This window comes from Ligilactobacillus sp., from assembly GCF_036846325.1.
Classification (GTDB): domain Bacteria; phylum Bacillota; class Bacilli; order Lactobacillales; family Lactobacillaceae; genus Ligilactobacillus.
In genome coordinates, this window is sequence record NZ_DAIUCE010000004.1 from 15,694 (window position 1) to 35,273 (window position 19,580).

18 protein-coding genes and 2 tRNA genes are annotated in these 19,580 nt (G+C 48.0%); 2 read left to right on the forward strand and 18 right to left on the reverse strand.

Features of this window, described 5'->3' with window-relative positions; genetic code table 11:
• Positions 1 to 209: 209 nt before the first annotated feature.
• On the reverse strand, positions 210 to 566 hold the full coding sequence (locus V7Z60_RS00935; protein WP_270782559.1) for a VOC family protein: 357 nt from the start codon (positions 564 to 566) through the stop codon (positions 210 to 212).
• A 151-nt stretch (positions 567 to 717) separates the two neighbouring features.
• Here V7Z60_RS00935 and V7Z60_RS00940 point away from each other — a divergent pair, with 151 nt between their 5' ends.
• On the forward strand, positions 718 to 1,578 hold the full coding sequence (locus V7Z60_RS00940; RefSeq protein WP_003697694.1) for a YitT family protein: 861 nt from the start codon (positions 718 to 720) through the stop codon (positions 1,576 to 1,578).
• 317 nt (positions 1,579 to 1,895) lie between these two features.
• Here V7Z60_RS00940 and pepI read toward each other — a convergent pair whose 3' ends face one another.
• The 14 genes from pepI to V7Z60_RS01010 form a co-directional block, all read right to left on the reverse strand.
• Positions 1,896 to 2,786, reverse strand: a complete 891-nt coding sequence (gene pepI / locus V7Z60_RS00945; RefSeq protein WP_334115624.1) for a proline iminopeptidase — start codon at positions 2,784 to 2,786, stop codon at positions 1,896 to 1,898.
• Between the two features lie 12 nt (positions 2,787 to 2,798).
• On the reverse strand, positions 2,799 to 3,278 hold the full coding sequence (gene rlmH / locus V7Z60_RS00950) for a 23S rRNA (pseudouridine(1915)-N(3))-methyltransferase RlmH (protein WP_334115626.1): 480 nt from the start codon (positions 3,276 to 3,278) through the stop codon (positions 2,799 to 2,801).
• 416 nt (positions 3,279 to 3,694) lie between these two features.
• Positions 3,695 to 5,026, reverse strand: coding sequence for a S1C family serine protease (locus V7Z60_RS00955; RefSeq protein ID WP_334115628.1), 1,332 nt, complete (start codon positions 5,024 to 5,026; stop codon positions 3,695 to 3,697).
• Between the two features lie 113 nt (positions 5,027 to 5,139).
• Positions 5,140 to 5,949: an MBL fold metallo-hydrolase gene (locus V7Z60_RS00960; RefSeq protein ID WP_334115629.1), complete on the reverse strand. Its 810-nt coding sequence runs from the start codon at positions 5,947 to 5,949 to the stop codon at positions 5,140 to 5,142.
• A gap of 11 nt (positions 5,950 to 5,960) precedes the next feature.
• Positions 5,961 to 6,770, reverse strand: a complete 810-nt coding sequence (locus V7Z60_RS00965) for a two-component system regulatory protein YycI (protein WP_334115631.1) — start codon at positions 6,768 to 6,770, stop codon at positions 5,961 to 5,963.
• The gene (locus tag V7Z60_RS00970) at positions 6,767 to 8,113 is read right to left on the reverse strand and encodes a YycH family regulatory protein (protein WP_334115633.1); all 1,347 of its coding nucleotides are present in this window, start codon (positions 8,111 to 8,113) and stop codon (positions 6,767 to 6,769) included. Before V7Z60_RS00970 ends, V7Z60_RS00965 begins: the two co-directional genes overlap by 4 nt.
• Positions 8,103 to 9,983, reverse strand: a complete 1,881-nt coding sequence (gene walK, locus V7Z60_RS00975; RefSeq protein WP_334115635.1) for a cell wall metabolism sensor histidine kinase WalK — start codon at positions 9,981 to 9,983, stop codon at positions 8,103 to 8,105. The genes V7Z60_RS00970 and walK overlap by 11 nt, the downstream gene beginning before the upstream one ends.
• 108 nt (positions 9,984 to 10,091) lie before the next feature.
• Positions 10,092 to 10,799 carry a response regulator YycF gene (gene yycF / locus V7Z60_RS00980; RefSeq protein ID WP_334115637.1) on the reverse strand — a complete coding sequence of 236 codons (708 nt, stop codon included), beginning with the start codon at positions 10,797 to 10,799 and terminating at the stop codon, positions 10,092 to 10,094.
• A gap of 243 nt (positions 10,800 to 11,042) precedes the next feature.
• Positions 11,043 to 11,115 (reverse strand) — tRNA-Lys (locus tag V7Z60_RS00985).
• Between the two features lie 106 nt (positions 11,116 to 11,221).
• Positions 11,222 to 11,294, reverse strand: a tRNA-Lys gene (locus V7Z60_RS00990).
• Between the two features lie 123 nt (positions 11,295 to 11,417).
• Positions 11,418 to 11,975 (reverse strand): ECF transporter S component, encoded by a 558-nt coding sequence (locus V7Z60_RS00995; RefSeq protein WP_334115638.1) that lies wholly within the window; start codon positions 11,973 to 11,975, stop codon positions 11,418 to 11,420.
• Positions 11,976 to 11,988: 13 nt separating this feature from the next.
• Positions 11,989 to 12,828, reverse strand: coding sequence for a PfkB family carbohydrate kinase (locus tag V7Z60_RS01000; RefSeq protein WP_334115639.1), 840 nt, complete (start codon positions 12,826 to 12,828; stop codon positions 11,989 to 11,991).
• A gap of 189 nt (positions 12,829 to 13,017) precedes the next feature.
• Positions 13,018 to 13,233, reverse strand: coding sequence for a hypothetical protein (locus V7Z60_RS01005; RefSeq protein WP_334115640.1), 216 nt, complete (start codon positions 13,231 to 13,233; stop codon positions 13,018 to 13,020).
• Between the two features lie 297 nt (positions 13,234 to 13,530).
• Positions 13,531 to 14,766: a NupC/NupG family nucleoside CNT transporter gene (locus V7Z60_RS01010; RefSeq protein ID WP_334115641.1), complete on the reverse strand. Its 1,236-nt coding sequence runs from the start codon at positions 14,764 to 14,766 to the stop codon at positions 13,531 to 13,533.
• Positions 14,767 to 15,381: 615 nt separating this feature from the next.
• Between V7Z60_RS01010 and V7Z60_RS01015 the strand changes: the two genes are divergently transcribed.
• Positions 15,382 to 15,876, forward strand: a complete 495-nt coding sequence (locus tag V7Z60_RS01015) for an acyl-CoA thioesterase (protein WP_334115643.1) — start codon at positions 15,382 to 15,384, stop codon at positions 15,874 to 15,876.
• Positions 15,877 to 15,933: 57 nt separating this feature from the next.
• On the opposite strand, the gene V7Z60_RS01020 is transcribed toward V7Z60_RS01015, so the two are convergent.
• The 3 genes from V7Z60_RS01020 to pflB form a co-directional block, all read right to left on the reverse strand.
• A complete protein-coding gene (locus V7Z60_RS01020) occupies positions 15,934 to 16,059 on the reverse strand; it encodes a hypothetical protein (RefSeq protein ID WP_334115645.1) in 126 nt (41 codons plus the stop codon).
• 247 nt (positions 16,060 to 16,306) lie between these two features.
• Positions 16,307 to 17,131, reverse strand: coding sequence for a pyruvate formate-lyase-activating protein (gene pflA / locus V7Z60_RS01025; protein WP_334115647.1), 825 nt, complete (start codon positions 17,129 to 17,131; stop codon positions 16,307 to 16,309).
• 34 nt (positions 17,132 to 17,165) lie between these two features.
• Positions 17,166 to 19,430 carry a formate C-acetyltransferase gene (gene pflB / locus V7Z60_RS01030; RefSeq protein ID WP_334115649.1) on the reverse strand — a complete coding sequence of 755 codons (2,265 nt, stop codon included), beginning with the start codon at positions 19,428 to 19,430 and terminating at the stop codon, positions 17,166 to 17,168.
• Positions 19,431 to 19,580: the final 150 nt, after the last annotated feature.

Genomic DNA, 19,580 nt, shown 5'->3' on the forward strand with positions numbered 1-19,580 from the left:
CGGTGTAGCCGTTGGAGCAGGAATAGATAGTTCACGTAGCAGTAAACGAAAAAAAGATAAAGAAGATGAAGATTTATAGAAGTAAGGAAAACTATAACTTCCATTTTATCGCACTGTTTAAAAATGAAAAAAAACCGGATCAGATTTGCGATTGATTGCAAATCATCCGGTTTTTCAATTTGAGGAGGATTTTTTTCACAGCCTCTTTTTTAATTTTCTTCCACTAATTCCAATTCATTTTTATCAGGATCAAGCACGATTGCTCGATAGCGTCCGTCTTTTGTCTTTTCCAAATGCTGAGAGCACTCGTATCCGTCATTTTCGATCGCACGTGCCAATGCTTCGATCATCTCCGGTCCGCCGACAGAAATTGCGAACCTGGCACGTCTTTTCTGACCGGGCTCTGCATTTTTCAAAAGTTCGAGGCGAACATCGTCCGAAAACTTCAGCAAGCATGACTGTTTGTCAGTGCTTATCCAATCTTCTTTTGCTCTGAAATACTTTTGGTAAAACATTTCCGATCTTTGAATGTCCTGCACGAAAAGACTTACGTATTCAATTCTCATTTTGATCACCCAACCTCATTTTACAGCAACTGACCTTCTTTTTCTAAAATCACGTTCTGAATGTTTCACGTGAAACATCAATTGTCATTGAAACACGTTGTTTCTCGTTTTATAATCTTGCTATAAATCATATTTTACGGAGTTTTTCACCATGTTAAAGAATAAAACACAGCTCAAATTCGTTCGCAAAAGCTTCTTTGCAATTCTCTACGGACTCATGTCAGCCATCGGCATCAACGTTTTCCTGTCACACGCTCATTCCTATTCGATCGGCGTTCCCGGAATCGCGCAGCTTCTTCAGGCGATTTTTGCAAATTTCGGCATCAGCGTCAGCATCAGTTTCTTGATGATCATCATGAACATCCCGCTGTTCCTGTTTGCCTTGAAAGCATTCGGCTTTAACTATATCGTTTTTTCGCTCATGGCTGTTGCCTCAAACATTTTCTTTCTGCAGATTATTCCGCAGGTTACCGTCGTCACCAACGATTTGACCAACACGCTTGTCGGTGCCGCAATCATCGGTGCCGGCATCGGCTTTTGTTTCAACAACGGTTTTTCGACCGGCGGAACGGACGTCATCGTCACCTACTTCCAAAACAAGTATAAAATGAAAATCGGATTTATCAACAACTTGCTGAACGGCGTCATTCTGATCTTGACCGCCATCTTCTTCAATCTCGGGCGAAGCGTCTACAGTCTGCTCGGGATGCTCGTCACCAGCTGGATGATGGACTTCACTTTCAAAAAGCAAAAAGATACGAGCATCATGATCTTTACCAAGGCTTCAGACAAGGTCGCAGATGCCCTGCGCTATTTCGTTCATGGCGCAACCCTTTTGAACGGTACCGGCATTTACACCGGCGAACGGACCGACATCATCATCATCGTTGCTCAGCAGGATCAGATTCCGTACCTGCGCCAGACGATCAAAAAAGCAGATCCGAACGCGTTCATCAGCATCCAGGATGCAAATGCCGAACTGGGCAATTATACGCAGGTCTTTGATGACTGATTTAAGCAAGAAGACACTGGGAAAAAGTCCCGGTTTCCTTTTGAATTAAATGAAATGCCGAACACATGACGTCACTTGCGACTGATTTTGTCCGCAATTTTCCTTGTTTTGATGACTTCTGGTCAAATGCAGCGTCCGCTAAATCATCGCACCAGGAATTTGCCGACGGTCTCTTTTTGGTTATTTCCATCATGGAAGGCGTCATGAATATGAAAAAAACCGGATGATTTGCAATTGATTGCAAATCATCCGGTTTTTCAATTTGAGACAGGTTTTTCCCCAGCCTTTTTTTATTTCAAAAACATCCTCTTTGCATGCTAATCGTTTTCATTGAGCCAGTCGCACAAAAGCTCAACGTATTTTGCGTTTTCCTGCACGAACGACATGTGGCGACAGCCTGCAAAAAGCTCCCAGCGCGCATTTTCGATGTGATCGTACATCGTTTTGGCGACCAACGGCGTGCAAAGGTCGTCAGTCCCGCTCGTAATCAGCGTCGGGACGGAAATCTCGTTCAGACGATCAGTGACCTCATATGAACAAAGGTTTCCCTGCGGATTATACTCATTCGGTCCCCAGGCTTCAAGATACGCACGCCTGCCGCCGATTTTCCCGCGGCGCAGCGGTTCCGGCGCATCGCCGGTGATTTTCGCGCAGCTGTGAAGTTCCATGAAGCGCTCATTTGCGGCCAGATACTCGGGACTTGTGAAATTCCCCGTCGATTCTGCTTGCTTGATTGCTTCCTGATCTCTTTCATCCATGAACCTGATCATGCGGTGAAGTTCTTTTGCCCATAGCGAAGCAGACGACAGCGTGCTTGACAAAATCAGGCTCCTGGCACCCTTTGCATCGCCGGAAAGCATGTAAAGCAATGCCAGCATTCCGCCCCATGACTGACCCAGAACGTGAAATTCTGAAACTTGCAGCTGCTCGCGCAGATTCTGCAGTTCCCTCATCCAGGTCAAAGCATTGTAAACCTCCGGAGTATCGTCCGGAAGACTGGATTTTCCGCAGCCAAGCTGGTCATACATGATGACCTGGCGGTTCGTTCTGTCGGCAACGCAGTCAAGAACCTCGAAATAATTGTGTGTCGATCCCGGACCTCCGTGCAGCAAAATCAGCGGCGGCTTTTGATCAAAATTTTTGCCTGCGATTCGATAATACGTCCGGTACTGTCCAAACGGCAGATACCCTTCCTTGATTTCAGTCATCTGGATTTCCCCCTATTTATGGTACGGACTGCCCGAATTGATCATGAACGCCCGATAAATCTGTTCCGTCAAAACGAGGCGCATCAGCTGATGCGGCATCGTGAACCGACCGAATGAAATCTGCGAATCAGCACGTTTCAGCACTTCTTCAGACAACCCGAGCGATCCGCCGATGACAAATGCCAGATCGCTTCTGCCATACGTTGTCAGATTTTCGATTTCTGAGGCAAATTCTTCAGATGTCCGCTCTTTGCCAAGAATTGCTAAAGCATAAACGTAATCACGATCTTTGATCTTGCCCAGGATTCTTTCTCCTTCGGTTTTTTTGACGTTTTCCATCTGCGCTTCGCTTAACTTTTCAGGGGCCTTCTCATCCGGAACCTCGACGATTTCAAACCTGCAGAACTTGCCAAGACGTTTTGAATATTCCGCAATCCCCTGTTTCCAGTACTTTTCCTTTAATTTTCCCACGCAGATTATCTTGATATTCATTTTGACCCTCCCTCATCATGTGGACAATCCACAGTTTCTCCACAGACTTATCCACATGTTGATAAGATAAACCACAACATATGGTTGTCCTTTATCTTTTCGACACTATATTTATGCGACGAATCTTCGAGTTATCCACCTTGAATAAAAACATGCGAACGCACTTTTCCATATTGCCAGAAACATTGTCAGATAAGCGTTTCTCAGTGCTTCACAAATTGAATATCCAAGAGTTGTCCACAGGTTTTTCCTGCGCTTGTGGATAAGTTTTAACGCGAACATTCGCCTTTTCCTGTGCATAACAATTATATCAGATTTCCACGCATCTTTCTTATGAAATGCAGAGCATATCCACAGTCAAACAGCCGGAACCTGCTGCCAGGCCCCGGCTGTCTTCGTTCATTTCTTCCTTCTTCTCAGTTGCCCGAATTGGATGCCGTCGACGTATTCTTGTCGTTGGCCTCAAGCGTCAGTTTGACGTTTGCCTTCTTGAGCTCGCCCTTGTGGTAGTACTGTATTTCAACAGTGTCACCGACCTTGTGGCTGTAAAGCGCCGTCCTCAATGACGACAGGCCGGAAACTTTCCTGCCGCCAAGCGAAACGATGACGTCATATTTTGAAATATCAGTCTTCTTGAGCGGTGATGACGCATTGACCTTCATCACGACGACCCCGCTCGTCACTTTACCCGGAAGGTTGAGCGTCTGAGAACGATCAGCTTCGGAAACGTAATCAAGGTCAACCAAAGAAATTCCGAGTGCCGGCCGAACCACCTTGCCGTTTTGGACAAGCTGGTTGATGATGCTGACGACTTCATTGCTTGGAATGGCAAATCCCATGCCTTCAACGGACGTTGACGAAGACGATGTGCCAGATCCCGTGCTGGAAAGCTTCATGGAGTTGATGCCGATAACCTGACCGGCAAGGTTGATCAAAGGACCGCCTGAGTTGCCTGGGTTGATGGCCGCATCCGTTTGAATAACCGTGGCCTGACCGGTCGACGTGCCGTTTGAGTCCGTAACGTCAATCGTGCGCTTCTTGGCGGAAATAATTCCCTGGGTCAGGGAAGTTGCATATTCAGAGCCAAGCGGGGATCCGATGGCAAGCGCCGTTTCGCCGACGCTGATGTTGTCGGAGTTGCCAAACGTTGCAACCTGCTTGACATTTGAAGCATCAATCTTCAAGACGGCCAGATCCGAGACGGAGTCATGTCCGACGACTGAAGCCTTGACCTTCTTGCCGCTGCTCAAGAGAACTTCAACTTTGTCTGCTCCTGAAATGACGTGATTGTTTGTCACGATGAATGCAGTGTTCCCGTCCTTCTTGTAGATGACGCCGGAGCCTTCGCTGGTCGAAGTTTCAGACGAGCTGCTGTTGCCGCCGAACAGGTCCTCAAGCGTGTCGGAATCGGAAGACGAATTTGAATATGCTTCAACCGAAACAACGGCTCCCTTAATCTTCTTGAATGCCTTTGAAGCCTGCGTGCCGACGTTGACCTTGACGTTGCTTGTCTGTGTCGTGCCCTTGGAATTTTCAATCCTGTCCTGTGCCTGCGAATCATGATTCTGGTACCAGACATATCCGCCGACGGAAATTCCGCCGCCTAAAAGCCCTGCAACAAGCGCTGTGACGAATACCTTGCCCAGACCGTTTCCGTTCCTTGGATCTCGTGGTTCAGGCGCATTGTCTTCTGGCTCAACTTCATTGAATTCGCCGTCGAATTGATTGTTGTGATTGTCATCGAACATGGTGATGAACCCCTTTCGTTTTTATCTCTTGAATTTAATATAACTGTTTTCTCATGAAAAATCCTGTATTTTTCAAAAGCTTAACCTTAATGCAAGCAATTTTAAAAATTTTTTTACAATGCCATCAGCGGCGTAGCACGATCAGGATCGGTGTCATGGAGATAAAAATCATGATCGACGGCAAAATCATGGTCGCGCATCATATGATCGACCGTCAGATGCGCCAGCTCCTTGACGTTGTTCTCACGGCTGAGATGCCCGAGATAGATCTGTCTGGTCCTGTTTCCGACAACGCTCATCAGGGCATTGGCCCCGTCTTCATTGGACAAGTGTCCGGTGTCGCCTAAAATCCGCTGCTTCAAGGGCCATGGGTACGCACCCATCCGCAGCATCTCCGTATCGTGATTGCATTCGAACAGATATGCATCTGCATCTTTGATGATTCCGGCAACCGTCGGCGAAACATAGCCCGTATCGGTTACGATTGCAAACGAGCTGTCATGATGGTGCAGTTCATAAAACTGCGGCTCCCTTGCATCATGCGAGACACCGAAGCTTTCGATGTCGAGATCGTCCAGACTGAGCACGCTTCCGCATTTGAAGACGTGCTTCTGCTCAACCGGAATCCTGCCGACCTTTTTGCTCATCGCATCCCACGTGCCCTCGTTTGCATACACGTTCATACCGTAGCGCCTGGCCAGGACACCGACTCCCTGGCAGTGATCGGTGTGCTCGTGCGTGACGAAAAGGCTGTCGACGTCCTTTAACGTCCGTCCGATCGAGTTCATCAACGTCTCGATTTTCTTGCCGGAAAGTCCGGCATCAATCAAAACCTTGTGTTTTTCCGTTTCGACATAAGTCACGTTTCCGCTGCTTCCGCTTGCCAGAACGCTGATTTTCATTTTATCTTCTTCCTGTGTCATTCTAATCTTCCCTACTTAACGCTGATTGTTTCGTCCATGACGGCACCGGTAAACGCATTGATCCGCCGGTACTGAACAGCACCCGAAGCCTTGGAGCTGATGCAGAAATTCCACGTCGGAATGTAAACTACGCTGTTGTTGACGTCAAGCAGCTTGGTATAACCCAATTTGCACCACTCGACGGTCGAATTCTGCGGCAGCTTGTTGTATTGATAAAGCCACATCAAGGCACGTTTCTGACTGATTGTATCCTTCTTTTCGCGCAGAATGTCAGCCGCATGAATATACGTCTGCGTATAGCCCGTAACATAGCCGTCCCTGACCGTAAACCTGATCTGGCCTTCACCTGAATAGACGGGCTTGCCGTAAAGTTCCTGCGTATAGACAATCGTATTCTTGGTTGAAAGATTGCCGTTAAAGGAATACTGCCTGCCCATCGGTACTTCAGCCGCATCCCTGACAATCGAATCGAGCGAATTCTGCGGATTCGTCAGGTTGAGCTTGATTCCCGTAATGAACGAGGCGGTCAGCTTGTGATTTGAATAGGACCAGGTCACGTAGCGTAACTGAGCCGCCTTTTCGCGCAGAAAAGTGTCCTTTGGCGCTGCCAGGTAATAGCCGCTCTGACTCTTGTCAGAAAGTTTTCCATGACTGATCTGATCGTTTTTCAGACTCTTCATCAAGGATGCGGTCGAATCCTGGGTGGTGGTATTCGTGGTCGACTCAACGATTGAATCCTGATGAAAATAAGTCGTCATCAGGAAAAAGTCAAGCACGATGAACGCCAGCAGGAAGATCCATTCAATTCGCTTGAAATTCATCGTGAACCCCCCTCATTGTGAACCAGATCTCTGTAATCAATCCAGACGCTGTTGTATTTGACGAAATAAGTCGGCGTCAGGTCAATGACGAGCGCGCTCGATGCATTTTTGGATTCACGGTATCCGATCTGAACGTCATTGATTTTCTGCATGTCGATTCCGCTTTGCTTCAAGCTCTCCATGACGCTGTCAGTATTCGGCAGCTGAACCGCATTTGAATCGGCCGGAACAGGCACCTGCAGGGTATAAAGCGAGAAAACCAGATGCTGATTCCCGCTGTCCGTGATCTGAACCTGATACGAGCCGTACTCGTCTGCCGAAATAATCGGAAACCCGTTGATATAGCTGCGATACGTGGCATTTTTGCTTTGGAAGTCAAATTCAGAGTAGCGCACGTCGTCAAGCGCAACGTCCAGAAGCTTGAGCCTGTCAAACGACAGGGTCAGGCTGTCATAAAGGCTGCGATGCCTTGCCTCCGCAATTTCCTTTGCATAATTCGTATAGGAAACGTACCCGTTATGATTCTTGATGACCATTCTCTGCCCGGCATCATCAGTGTAGATTGTCTGTTTCTTCTGTTCCCGCGTCGTTACGGCCGAATTTTCATTCGATCCGATCAGTCTGGTGACGAACAGCCCTGTATTTTCACGATTGATCAGGTAACTGCTCTTCGGAACTTCGACCGGCTGCAGGAAATACTTCGTAATATGCCCGTTGAACAGCCGGTATTCGACACGGACCATCTTGATGTCGCGACGCGTTATCAATGACGACATTTTCCCGATTGTCTGAACGTTGATCCGGGCAGTATAGACGTTCAGACTGTGGTCGTCCAGGAAATAAATAATGCCGTGGCGCTTCAGAGGAACCAGAATTCTTGAGAATGCATAATTCGCATATGATTTTGACATCGACTTCATATGATTCCTGAACAGGCCGAGCGTCACCGGTGCCGAGTAGTTCAGTGAATACGAGTCGTTCATGTTCAGGAACTTGAGGTATTCTTCCTGATTCCTGAACGTTTCCCTGGTAATTTTCCTGATCTTGACGTCCTTGACCTGACGTCTTGCAAGGTCGATCACGTCGATTTTCGTACTCGACAGCTGATATCTCGTATCGTTTTCATAATAAGTCAGACTTACGGGCAGATAAACGTCGGTGATGCTTTGTTTTCCGGCCACGTTCTTGTCGACGCTGCCGGTTGCCGGAGCGTTTTTCGTTCCAAAGACCTGGAAGTGCGAAGGAGTCACCCAGATCAGCGCAGTGAAGATGATGCTGATCAGAACCGCGATAATCAGCGAAGCCGGAAGGAGCCATGACAAGTTTCTTCTCTTATTCTTCATCCCACAAGTCATCTCCTTCGTATTCTTCATATGGCAGGGAAATGTAGAATGTCGAGCCCTTGCCCTCGATACTGTCGACCCAGATCTTGCCGTGATGCATCTCGATTACTTCCTTGGAGATTGCAAGTCCGAGCCCGGTTCCGCCCTGAGCTCTTGAGCGCGCCTTGTCAACGCGGAAGAAACGGTCAAAAATGTGCCCGAGGTCTTTTCTTGGAATTCCCAGGCCCTGGTCCGTAATGCTCAGAATCACGTGATTGTGCGTTTCCAGTAGGCGGCACGTGATTACGCCGCCGTCCGGCGAATATTTGATCGCATTGTTCATGATGTTGTCGACCACCTGAATGAACTTGTCGGTGTCGATTTCAACCCACAGGTCGCGTTTCGTGAAGTCACGCTTGATTGTGTAGTTCTTGCTCTTTGTCTCACGAGTGTCATTGCTGTCTTTTTTAAGCATCATGTCAAAGCGGTTCAGAATGTAGTTGAACAGCTCGTTCAGATTGACCAGCTCCAGATCAAGCTTGACGGTTCCCGAATCCATGCGTGACAGACTCAGCAGATCATTGATCATGCGAATCATGCGGTCGGTCTCATCCTGTGTGACCTTGAGAAATGCAGGGGCGACTTCCGGATCCTTCCAGGCACCGTCATTGAGCGCTTCAATGTAGCTGCGCATGCTCGTCAGCGGAGTGCGCAGCTCATGCGAAACATTTGAAACGAACTGACGCCTTTCACGGTCGATCTTCTGCTGTTCGGTAACATCGTGAAGCACGCAGACCAGTCCTGAAATAAAGCCTGTCTCGCGTTGAATCGTTGAAAAGTAGGCATTGAGAATCTGATCATGCCCGGCATCAGACATGTCGACGATGATTCCGTCCTGATTTTCGATCAGTTCACGCATCGTCTGCATCTCACGAATTTTGAGAACGTCCAGAATCGATGTCCCGATGACGTCCTTTGACTCAACATCCAGGTATTCGCAGGCCATGTCATTGATAATGCTGATGTTGCCGCGACGGTCCGTCGCAATGACCCCGTCCGACATGTGCGACAGAACCGAGTCAAGCCTGCGCCTTTCTGAATCCGAAGCCTCCTGTGCATCCTCCACTCTGACCGACAAGTCATTGACTGCCTGTGCCAGCTGCCCCAGTTCGTCTGTTCCATAGACATGGACCTTGCCGGAGTAGTCGCCGTCGGCAATCCGCGTCGTCTGCTTCTTCATTTCATCGATCGGACGCGTAATCGCGCTTGAGACCGTAATCGCAAGTGCCATCCCGATTGCCGTTGCAATCAGGGAAGCCGTTGCAAAAATCAGCGTGACGCTGTTGACCGAATCATAGACGCTTTCGAGATTTGCCCTGAGATACACTGCTCCGACGACCGTATTGGTATTGCCGCTTGCACTGAACAGGGGCGTAATCGACACGTATGACCGCCGGTTGCTGCTCTTGTCATACGTCATCGTCGTAAACGTTCTTCCCGAATAGAGAACGCGCTTGATGTTCGTGTTCGTCGTCTTCTGTCCGACGACCGAGCGCCCGTTAACGTCGCTTTCGCCGCGAATCGTTCCCTTGGAATCAATCACTTGAATCGTCGAAATGTTTTCGTTGTTGATGTCTTCCAGAATCGTATTGATGCTCTTGTTGGCCTTTGCCGTATTCGTCGACGTCAGCTGCTTGATCAGCGAATTGTCGACATAGGTGGACAATTCCACTCGTTGTTTGAATGATTTGATGTTTTCACTTTTCAATCTCTGTACAAAAACAGCCCCGACGATTTGAAATGTTATCAACAGCAACAATGCAAACACGAGGGCTATCTTGAAGTGAATGGATTGGAAAAAGTGAAGCTTCTTATTCGTTTGTCTTTCCATCTTTTTCCTTTATTATCGTCATGCCGCCTTCAAGCCCGGATTCACGGACGCCTTTGCGTCATATCCGTCACCGAATCCGGTTCCGGCAGTGTATTTTTCACAAAACGGTCATTCGGCTTCCGGACTGCGCAGATAATAACCGACGCCGCGGCGGGTCACCAGCCAGGTCGGACGGCTCGGATTGTCCTCGATCTTTTCGCGCAGACGTCTGACAGTCACGTCAACAGTACGCACGTCGCCGAAATAATCATATCCCCAGACCGTCTGAAGCAGATGCTCACGCGTCATGACCTGGCCGATATGCTTGGCCAGATAGTACAAAAGCTCGAACTCGCGGTGCGTCAGCTCGATCTTTTCTCCGTTCTTTGAAACGACGTAAGCTTCCGGATGAATCGTCAGACTGCCGATTTCGATATCAGTCGACTTCTCTTCTTCCGGCGCTGCGCTCGCAACCGCCGCCTGGCGTCTCAGATTGGCCTTGACGCGCGCAACCAGCTCGCGGTTCGAAAACGGCTTCGTCACGTAATCGTCGGCTCCCATTTCAAGTCCCAGAACCTTGTCGATTTCGGCATCCTTGGCCGTGACCATGATAATCGGCATGTCATGCGTCTTGCGCACCTCGCGTGCCACTTCCAGTCCGTCGATCTTCGGCAGCATCAGATCCAGGATAATCAGGTCGGGAGAAACCTCTTCGACCTGCTTCAGGGCTTCCTCACCGTCATAAGCCGTATGCACGTCATAGCCTTCCTTGGTCAGGTTGAACTTGATGATGTCTGAAATCGGCTTCTCATCATCTACTACTAAAATTTTCTTCATGTTGATTCCTCTTTAAAATTCAGTGTTTTCAATCAAAAGACGTTCTGATGACAAATCTCCGTCTCTTATCGTCAATAATCCATACGTTACCATTATAACATTTAAGCTCCGCTGTTGTGAACTGACCAAAAGCGTTCCGCCTTCTGCCCGTATTTTTGCGCCGGACTCCGCCTGCGGCTCTGCATTTTTCAGCGGACACAAAAAAAGACACCGGAAGTTCCGATGTCTTTCCCAAATCTCTGATGGGTGGTCAGGGGATCGAACCCTGGACCCACGGATTAAGAGTCCGTTGCTCTGCCAGCTGAGCTAACCACCCATATTGTGTTGACCTGTAATCAACAAATAATATAATACCAGTTATCTGGCGAAGATGCAAGTCTTTTTTCGACTTCCATCAAATGCCGGTTTCAGTATACCGGCAATGGGTGGTCAGGGGATCGAACCCTGGACCCACGGATTAAGAGTCCGTTGCTCTGCCAGCTGAGCTAACCACCCATATGTTACCTAAGCAACGAATATTATTATATCGAATAATCCAGTCCGTTGCAAGTCTTTTTTAAAAAAATATTGCGATTCACACACACGAAACCGCAATATCTTCCAAGAATTTAGTTGTTTTTATCTGCCTTGCTTCTGAACCGAAGCAAAAATCGTTTTTACGAAGAAATACAGAATGGGGGTACAGATTGCAGTGGAACATGAATTGATCACCGTTGCGGGCAAACTGAAGAAGGATGCAACCAGCGCTGTTCTCATTGCAGTTCCTGCCATCAGCGCCTCAACGATCGAAGTTCCGTAAGACGTGAAGATCTTGGTCACGCCCGCCGCAATTGCAAGAATTATGATATTCTTTTTGCTGTCATTATATTTGAAAGCCCTGAAAAGTCCGGAAATTATCAAGGCGACAACTACAACCTCAAGCATTGTCAGCCAGCTGGTGGACGCATATCCGTTCAAGATATCGAATCCGCCAAGACCGATTATCCCGGCAAGCATTCCGTTTCGAAATCCCAGAAAAAGGATTGCAACCGCAGTCAACGTATTGCCGAAATGGATAAACGGCTTTCCGACCATCGCAGGGACCGGTATGCGCAAAACCCAGATGCCAATATAGATGATTGCGGCAAACAGACCTGTCAGGATGATTGCTCGCAAAGAATTCTTCTGTTCTCTCATTTCCATTTCCCCCTCAAACGATCTCCAATTTTTTCAATAATTGCGGAATCGCGGCGCCATAATCAGCACCAAAACGAGGGTCATGGGGCTTTTTGGTCCTTACGATCGCCTCGGACACAAAGTCCATCGCAATCGTCCCAGCAGACCTCAAATCTTTTTCGTACAAGAGACTTGAAAAAAGGACCGATGCAAAGAGATCGCCCGTTCCGAAATAGTTCCCAGGCTGTTTCGAACGACTTACCATCCATGTTCCGCCGTCTTGTTCGCAGCCGAAGATTGAAATCAGGCCATCGCCTGAATCAACCCCCGTCAAAACGACGTTCCTCAGATTGAATCTTCCCCGCACCCTTTCAGCCGTTTCCAAAGCATCATCCGCTGCAACTGGAGAAGTAGTCAGAGGCTCTCCCAGCAGGAGCTTTGCCTCAGTATAATTGGGTGTTGCAACATCAGCCCTTGAAATCAGGCATCTCATCTTCTCAACGTATTCTTGATCGAACCCACGATAAAGCTTTCCATGATCCCCCATCACGGGATCGATTAAAAGCATCGTTTCGGCCGTGCTTATATCAGCCAGATTTTCCCGCAGAACGTCCAAGGGTTTCTTTCCCAAATATCCCAGATAGATTGCAGAAAACTTCAAACTCAATGTTTTCCAATGCTGGAGAATGCTGACCATTTCCTTTGACAAATCCAGATACGTGTTCTCCCCGAAACCGCCCGTATGAGTCGACAACAAAGCGGTGGGCAAAACGGTCGGGGCCAGATTCAGCGCGCCAAGCAAGGGTAAGGCACAGCCGAGCGAGACCTGACCTGCACAGGACAAGTCCTGACTGATCAAAACATTGGATTGCATTGCCTACGTTCCTTTCTGACTTTTGCAGCCGCATTTTACAAAAATTAAAAGGCTCAGGAGTTAAGAGCTTGTCAATATTATAACATGATAACCGATTATTTTTTAGTCGTGATTTGCTTTTTTTGGCAATAAGATGCCTGTAAACGCTGTATTTGGCAAAGAAACATCAGGCTTCACAAAACGGCTGGTTCATGACGTTGAGGCAGCGCCTGCCATGTTGGAAAATCCAGTGCCGAAAGCAGCTGGCGGTGCCTTGAAACGCCTGAATCCAGTGCCGACGGAAATGACGTTTGAATTTGACAAAATTCCCGGCACTTTCGGAAGAAGCGCCGGATTCTTGTCCACCTGACTCTTCAGAACCGGGGCGAGGCCTGAAAGCAGGCCAAATTTACGGGCAAATTTCAAAAATCGGCTTTTTGCCCGTAATCCCACATTTTCGCTCAGATTGGTCAGTCGCTGATCAGCACTGCATTTGACAGAAATCGGGTCCTATAATGAAAAATCCGCGCCAATCATGGCACGGATCTTAAATCATTATTCAATTATGCGGGGGCTGACCGCTCGCTTCCACACCTTGTCTTAATCAGGTTCCAGCTCGCATTCCCCCTATCGCAACCAAGGACTCCCTAACCGAGGCAAGCTCGCCTTCGGTCGTCCAAAGCTTGCGTACGGGCTCATGAACGCTCGCTTCCACACCTTTTTCTACCATGCAAACAGTCCCACCGTCGCTGCCGAAAGCAACGAAACCAGAATTCCTGACAGGAGCAGGTATGGAACGTTTTTGGAAATCAAGTCATTCTTCTCACGATCAACAATGCTCTTGAAGCAGCCAATGATCATGCCGACCGTTGAGAAGTTGGCAAATGACGTCACGAAGACCGTAAGCACGGCGCGGTAGTGTTCGGAAAAGGCTGACGTTGCAATTTTGCCGGTAACCTTGCCCATAACGACGAATTCGTTCGTAACGAGCTTTTCGCCCATGTACTGTGCGAACTGGAACGCATCCGAAGGGTTGAGCCCCATGAGCCATGCAAACGGGAACATGATGATTCCGAGCAGATGTTCCAGGGAAACCCATGGATGAATCAGGCCCAGAATCTTGTCGACAAGCGCAGCCAAAGCAACGAACGCAATGACGTTGGCGGCGATGATCAAAACGAGGCGGCCGGCAGACAGAATCGAGTCGCCGAGAAACGAGAAGAACGGTTCCTTCCTGCCGTCTTCTTCGACCGTGCCGTCAGCAACGGAGGCCGATCCGCCGATTTTGGCAATGAAGTCTTCTTCCTGCGAAACCTGCACTGGATTCAACATGGAAGTTACAATCAATGCGTTGATCACATTGACCGGAATTGCCGTTAAAATATATTGTCCGGGCATCATTTGCGTATAAGCTCCGATAATGGAGGCCGTCACGCAGCTCATGGACATCATTGCAAGCGTCAGGTCGCGTTTTGCGCTCATCCTCTTAAGCTGCAGCGATGATACGGCCAGGGCCTCAGTGTTGCCGAGAAACATCATTTCAACTGCGAAAAACGATTCAAATTTCGGTTGACGCGTAATAAATGAAAGACCGCGTCCGATCCACTTGATAATCCACGGGAGAACACCAATATAAGTCAGAATGTCAAACAGCGGCACAATCATTAAAATCGGCAGCAGCACGCTGACGAAAAAGTCCATCGACTTCACGTTGACCATGCTTGGAATTGCAAACGCGATTCCCTGATACGAAACTTGAACAAGTGCATCAAAGCCTGCTGCAGCTCCCCTGACGATCGTGCGACCGATCGGAAAACTGGTTAAAAACCATGCCATGACGAGATTCAAGGCTGTCATTGTCAAAACTGCGCGCCAGTCGATGGCCCTGCGGTCTTTTGAAAACAACCAGCCGATTGCGAGAAATACGATTAATCCGATGATGTTGATTGCTAAATACAAAATTCTTTCTCCTCCCTGGACTGTAAAACTTTCGATATTATATCGGAATGCGTCCCTTTTTGTAAAATGCAGAGCGTTGATAAACGTGCGTTTCCTGCCTATATTTAGAATAATTTAGTTTGTGATTGAATGTCAAACCTCATTAATAACGAAAATTATTGATGAAGTCAAATCCATCTTTAGCCGATCTGCGAACAATAAGGAAAAGTTAAAAAGTTTTCAATTCTAATAGTAAGCGCTTGCATTTTAATCAAAAAGTGCTATAATCAGAATTGTAGAAAGGGTTTAGAGATTCTGCAGCGCAGTTGAATGAGACAGCGCTCGCAGCGAGCTTGAAACGATAAAGGCATCGTTGCCCCAATGGTGAAACGACCGTATCCGACACAGCAAGGATGGATATGGCTTGAAGGTTAATTAAGCAGGATCAGAACTCCTTTCAATTATACCTTGATCGAACGAGACAGGTTGGCGGATTACCGATAATGTAAAAGAACATCGTGAAAGAACTCATGCGGTAATGAAAGGCCGACTGATGGCTCGTCGTAAGGAGCCGGAACTTGATTCCGGCTCCTTTTTTTATGCTACAATGACATTACACAGGAAAAGAGGGATATGATGGCAAAATGCAAGGAAACACTGGCAATTACGAACCATCGCGTCATTGCCGAAGACATCAACGAGCATGAAACCGTATATGGCGGGAGGATTCTGGAAATTCTGGACGGAACGGCATCAACTTCAGCAGCCAGACTGGTGCGAACTCAGACCGTCACCGCTGCAGTCGATGACGTGAATTTCATTGCTCCGTTCGCCCTGCACGATTCGTTTTGCATTGAAAGCTACGTAACGGGCGTTGGCACGCATTCAATCGAAGTCTTCGCCAAAGTCGTCGGCGAGCATCTCCTGACGGGCGAAAGATTTTTGGGAATGACGGCTTTCTTCACCTTCGTCATCCTGGACAAGAATGTCGAACCGGAACCAATCGTCCCTGAAAGCGCTGAGGAGAAAATGCTCTGCAGGGGATACGAACAGCGCAGAAAACGCAAAAAGGACGCTCTGAAAGAGCGATTGAGCTTCAACCGGCAATTGTCGATCGATCTTCCGTATTAATGAAAAAGCAGCTCTGAGACGCCTTAAATACGTCTCAGAGCTGCTTTTCATCGAGAGTCAGTCGTTATCTCGATTCCGGGCCACCTTCATCAACAAGCGGATAGCTTCTTCGTAGCTGCAAGTATGTTCTTCCATAACTTGTCTGATCAATTCTTCAGTCGATGTCTTTGCTGAAATCGTCATAAAATATACCCCCTGATATCAATGAATGTGTCCATCTTCCGCATGGCGAACTTATGTTTCTCTTTTTATATCACTTTTACATTTTAGCGCGGTTGCCTCAAAAAGAAAAGTCAAAATTTCAAATGATTTTCATGCATATTTGCCACACTCTTTACCCCATGCGCCTTTGACCTTCCTCAAAAAAATTTTTCGCTGCAAAATATGCAAAAAACAAAACCACACCGGAAACTTCCGGTGTGGCAGATTATCAACCAGTCTTCATCCCTGGTTTCCAGGTAAGATAGCCTTCGTAATCTTCAGTATGAAGGAGCCTCTCTGCATTTTCAACACGATCCTGAGTCGGCGGCTCGACTCCTTCCAGACGATAAGGAATACCCATTTCGTGGTATTTGTGCACGCCCATCGTATGATAAGGAAGAACTTCGACCTTCATGACGTTTCTCAAACGCGTCCTGATATAGTTTCCGAGCTTTTCAAGATCTTCGTCAAAATCGGTCTGTGTCGGAATCAAAACGTGCCTGATCCAGACCGGCTTGCCGATTTCAGACAGATACTCGCAAAGGTCGAGGATATTCTCGTTTGGAAAACCGGTCAGCAGCTTGTGCTTGTCTGAATCGATATGCTTGATGTCGACGAGCAGAATATCGGTCACGTCCAGCAGCTTGTTGAATGTGTCAAACCAGGGCTCGCGTCTGGTGAACGGCTGCCCGCACGTGTCAAGGCACGTGCTGATGCCAAGCTTCTTGCATTTCGTAAACAGGTCAAGAGCAAATTCCGGCTGCAGCAGAATCTCGCCCCCGGAAAGCGTGATTCCGCCCTGCTCTCCCCAGAATTCCCGATAAGGAAGCGCCTTTTTCAAGACCTCATCAGCAGTCATTGTCGTTCCGACGTTCTTCTTCCAGGTATCGGGGTTGTGACAGAACTTGCACCGCATGTTGCAGCCCTGCATGAAGACTACGAAGCGGATTCCGGGTCCGTCAACGGCGCCGAACGTCTCAATTGAATGAACGTACCCTAATATTTCACCCTTTTCATTGGTCGGTACCGGTTTTAGATATGGATTTGTCGTCATAGTCTCATGCCACCTTCAATTATAAAATACAGTGTTACATATGATCGTGGAACGTTCTGGAAATCACGTCATCCTGCTGTTCCTTGGTCAGGTCGGCAAAGTATACGCAGTATCCGGAAACACGAATCGTCAGAGTCGGATACTTTTCAGGATGCTTCTGCGCATCAAGCAGCGTATCACGGTTAAAGACGTTGATGTTCAGATGATGACCGTTATTCTTCATGTATCCGTTGATCATGTTTACTAAAGTCTTATCGCATGTTTCTTCATCATGGCCCAATGTTGACGGCGTAACGGCAAATGTGTTCGAAATACCGTCCGTTGCATACTTGTACGGAATCTTGGCTACCGAAAGAAGCGATGCCAATGCGCCGTTCTGTTCTGCACCGTATGCCGGGTTGGCACCTGGTGAGAACGGATTTCCCTTTTGACGGCCGTTTGGCGTTGTCCCTGTATTCTTGCCGTAAACGACGTTTGAAGTAATTGTCAAAACGGATGTTGAAAGCTTTGCTCCGCGATAGAGATGATGCTTGTTCATCTTCGTATAGAGCTGTTTTACAAGCCATACCGCAATTTCATCGGCACGGTCATCATTGTTGCCGTAACGAGGGAAGTCATTGTCAGCTTTGAAGTCAATCGCAACACCGTCTTCGTCACGAATTGCCTTGACGTGTCCGTACTTGATTGCGGAAATGGAGTCAGCGGCAACCGACAGGCCTGAAATACCGGTTGCAAACGTCCGGTTCAGCACTGTATTCTTCAATGCCAGCTGGGCAGATTCGTAGTAGTACTTGTCATGCATGTAATGGATGGCATTCAGTGCATTGACATAGATGTCAGCAACCCAGTCAAGCATGTCATCGAATTTCTTCATGAATTCATCGTAATCGATGTATTCGGAAGTAATCGGAGCATATGCAGGTCCGCATTGGCGTTTCGTCAATTCATCGATGCCGCCGTTGATTGCATAAAGCACGGTCTTGGCAAGATTTGCGCGGGCACCGAAGAACTGTACGCCATCGGCAATCGGCTGAGCTGAAACGCAGCACGCGATGCCATAGTAGTCCGTTCCCCATGTCTTCATCATCAGGTCGTCGTTTTCGTATTGAATCGTTGAACTCTTGGAAGATACGCTCGCAGCATATTCCTTGAATGCCTCAGGAAGATTTGCCGACCACAGAACCGTGATGTTCGGTTCAGGCGCAGCACCCATGTTGTGCAGGGTATTCAGGAAGCGATACGATGTCTTCGTTACGTGATGACGTCCGTCCATGCCCATTCCGGCCAGGGAAAGCGTTGCCCAGATCGGGTTGCCGGAGAACAGGGAATTGTACTCAGGCGTGCGGATGAACGAAACCATGCGCAGCTTCATCGTAAACTGATCAATCAGTTCCTGGGCTTCCTCTTCCGTCAGAATACCTCGTTCAAGGTCACGTTCAACGTAGATGTCAATGAACGAGTCAATGCGCCCGATTGACATGGCAGCCCCGTTCTGCTGCTTGATGGCTGCCAGGTATCCGAAGTAAAGCCACTGGATTGCTTCCCTGGCCGTCGTTGCCGGATATGAAATGTCATAACCGTATTCTGCAGCCATCGTCTTCATGTCCTTCAAGGCACGGATCTGATCGGAAATTTCTTCACGTACGCGGATAACGTCGTCAGTCATTTCGCCGTCGCCGTAATTCTTGAAATCTTCCTTCTTTGCGGCAATCAGGCGATCAATTCCGTAAAGCGCAATACGCGGAAAATCAGCAACGATGCGTCCGCGTCCGTATGCGTCCGGAAGTCCCGTAATAATCTTGTTGTGGCGCGCGCTCTTGATTTCGTCCGTATAAACGTCGAACACGCCCTGGTTGTGCGTCTTATGAAGATCCGTGAAGATTCTTTCCGTTTCAGGATCGATTTCAAAACCATAAGCCGCCAGGGCTTCCTTAGCCATGCGAATCCCGCCGTATGGCATCAGTGCCTTCTTGAGCGGCTTGTCAGTCTGCAGACCGACAATCTTCTCAAGGTCCTTGTCAAGGTAGCCCGGTCCGTGCGACGTGATTGTCGAAACGACTTTCGTATCGGCATCCAGAACGCCGCCGGCAGCACGTTCCCTGAGTTTCAGATCAACGAGCTTGTCGTTGAGTTTCGTCGTTGCTTCGGTAGGTCCTTCCAAGAATGAAGAATCACCGTCATAAGGAGTGAAGTTCTGCTGAATGAAATCGCGCACATCGATTTCGTCCTGCCATTCTCCGCCTTTGAAGCCATCCCAGGCCGTTGTCACAGCTTCTTTAACATTATCCATCTGAAGCATCTTAATTCCTCCCTAGATTGTTAAATCCTTTGACTATATTAAAACAACGTTATAACGTTCCAGCGCTTACAACCGCTATATCAAAGCATTGTTATCGCTTTCACAGTATATGATATAAAAATTATCCGATAAATACAAGTACTTTGTCTT

What these genes read in the sequence shown, in the direction of transcription:
- V7Z60_RS00965 (WP_334115631.1), bottom strand. Translation starts at nt 6,770, where the DNA reads ATGAATTTCAAGCGAATTGAATGGATCTTCCTGCTGGCGTTCATCGTG.
- yycF (WP_334115637.1), bottom strand. Translation starts at nt 10,799, where the DNA reads ATGAAGAAAATTTTAGTAGTAGATGATGAGAAGCCGATTTCAGACATC.
- V7Z60_RS00940 (WP_003697694.1), top strand. Translation starts at nt 718, where the DNA reads ATGTTAAAGAATAAAACACAGCTCAAATTCGTTCGCAAAAGCTTCTTT.
- V7Z60_RS01020 (WP_334115645.1), bottom strand. Translation starts at nt 16,059, where the DNA reads ATGACGATTTCAGCAAAGACATCGACTGAAGAATTGATCAGACAAGTT.
- V7Z60_RS01015 (WP_334115643.1), top strand. Translation starts at nt 15,382, where the DNA reads ATGGCAAAATGCAAGGAAACACTGGCAATTACGAACCATCGCGTCATT.
- V7Z60_RS00960 (WP_334115629.1), bottom strand. Translation starts at nt 5,949, where the DNA reads ATGACACAGGAAGAAGATAAAATGAAAATCAGCGTTCTGGCAAGCGGA.
- V7Z60_RS00955 (WP_334115628.1), bottom strand. Translation starts at nt 5,026, where the DNA reads ATGTTCGATGACAATCACAACAATCAATTCGACGGCGAATTCAATGAA.
- V7Z60_RS00970 (WP_334115633.1), bottom strand. Translation starts at nt 8,113, where the DNA reads ATGAAGAATAAGAGAAGAAACTTGTCATGGCTCCTTCCGGCTTCGCTG.
- pflA (WP_334115647.1), bottom strand. Translation starts at nt 17,131, where the DNA reads ATGACGACAAATCCATATCTAAAACCGGTACCGACCAATGAAAAGGGT.
- V7Z60_RS01000 (WP_334115639.1), bottom strand. Translation starts at nt 12,828, where the DNA reads ATGCAATCCAATGTTTTGATCAGTCAGGACTTGTCCTGTGCAGGTCAG.
- pflB (WP_334115649.1), bottom strand. Translation starts at nt 19,430, where the DNA reads ATGCTTCAGATGGATAATGTTAAAGAAGCTGTGACAACGGCCTGGGAT.
- pepI (WP_334115624.1), bottom strand. Translation starts at nt 2,786, where the DNA reads ATGACTGAAATCAAGGAAGGGTATCTGCCGTTTGGACAGTACCGGACG.
- rlmH (WP_334115626.1), bottom strand. Translation starts at nt 3,278, where the DNA reads ATGAATATCAAGATAATCTGCGTGGGAAAATTAAAGGAAAAGTACTGG.
- walK (WP_334115635.1), bottom strand. Translation starts at nt 9,983, where the DNA reads ATGGAAAGACAAACGAATAAGAAGCTTCACTTTTTCCAATCCATTCAC.
- V7Z60_RS00935 (WP_270782559.1), bottom strand. Translation starts at nt 566, where the DNA reads ATGAGAATTGAATACGTAAGTCTTTTCGTGCAGGACATTCAAAGATCG.
- V7Z60_RS00995 (WP_334115638.1), bottom strand. Translation starts at nt 11,975, where the DNA reads ATGAGAGAACAGAAGAATTCTTTGCGAGCAATCATCCTGACAGGTCTG.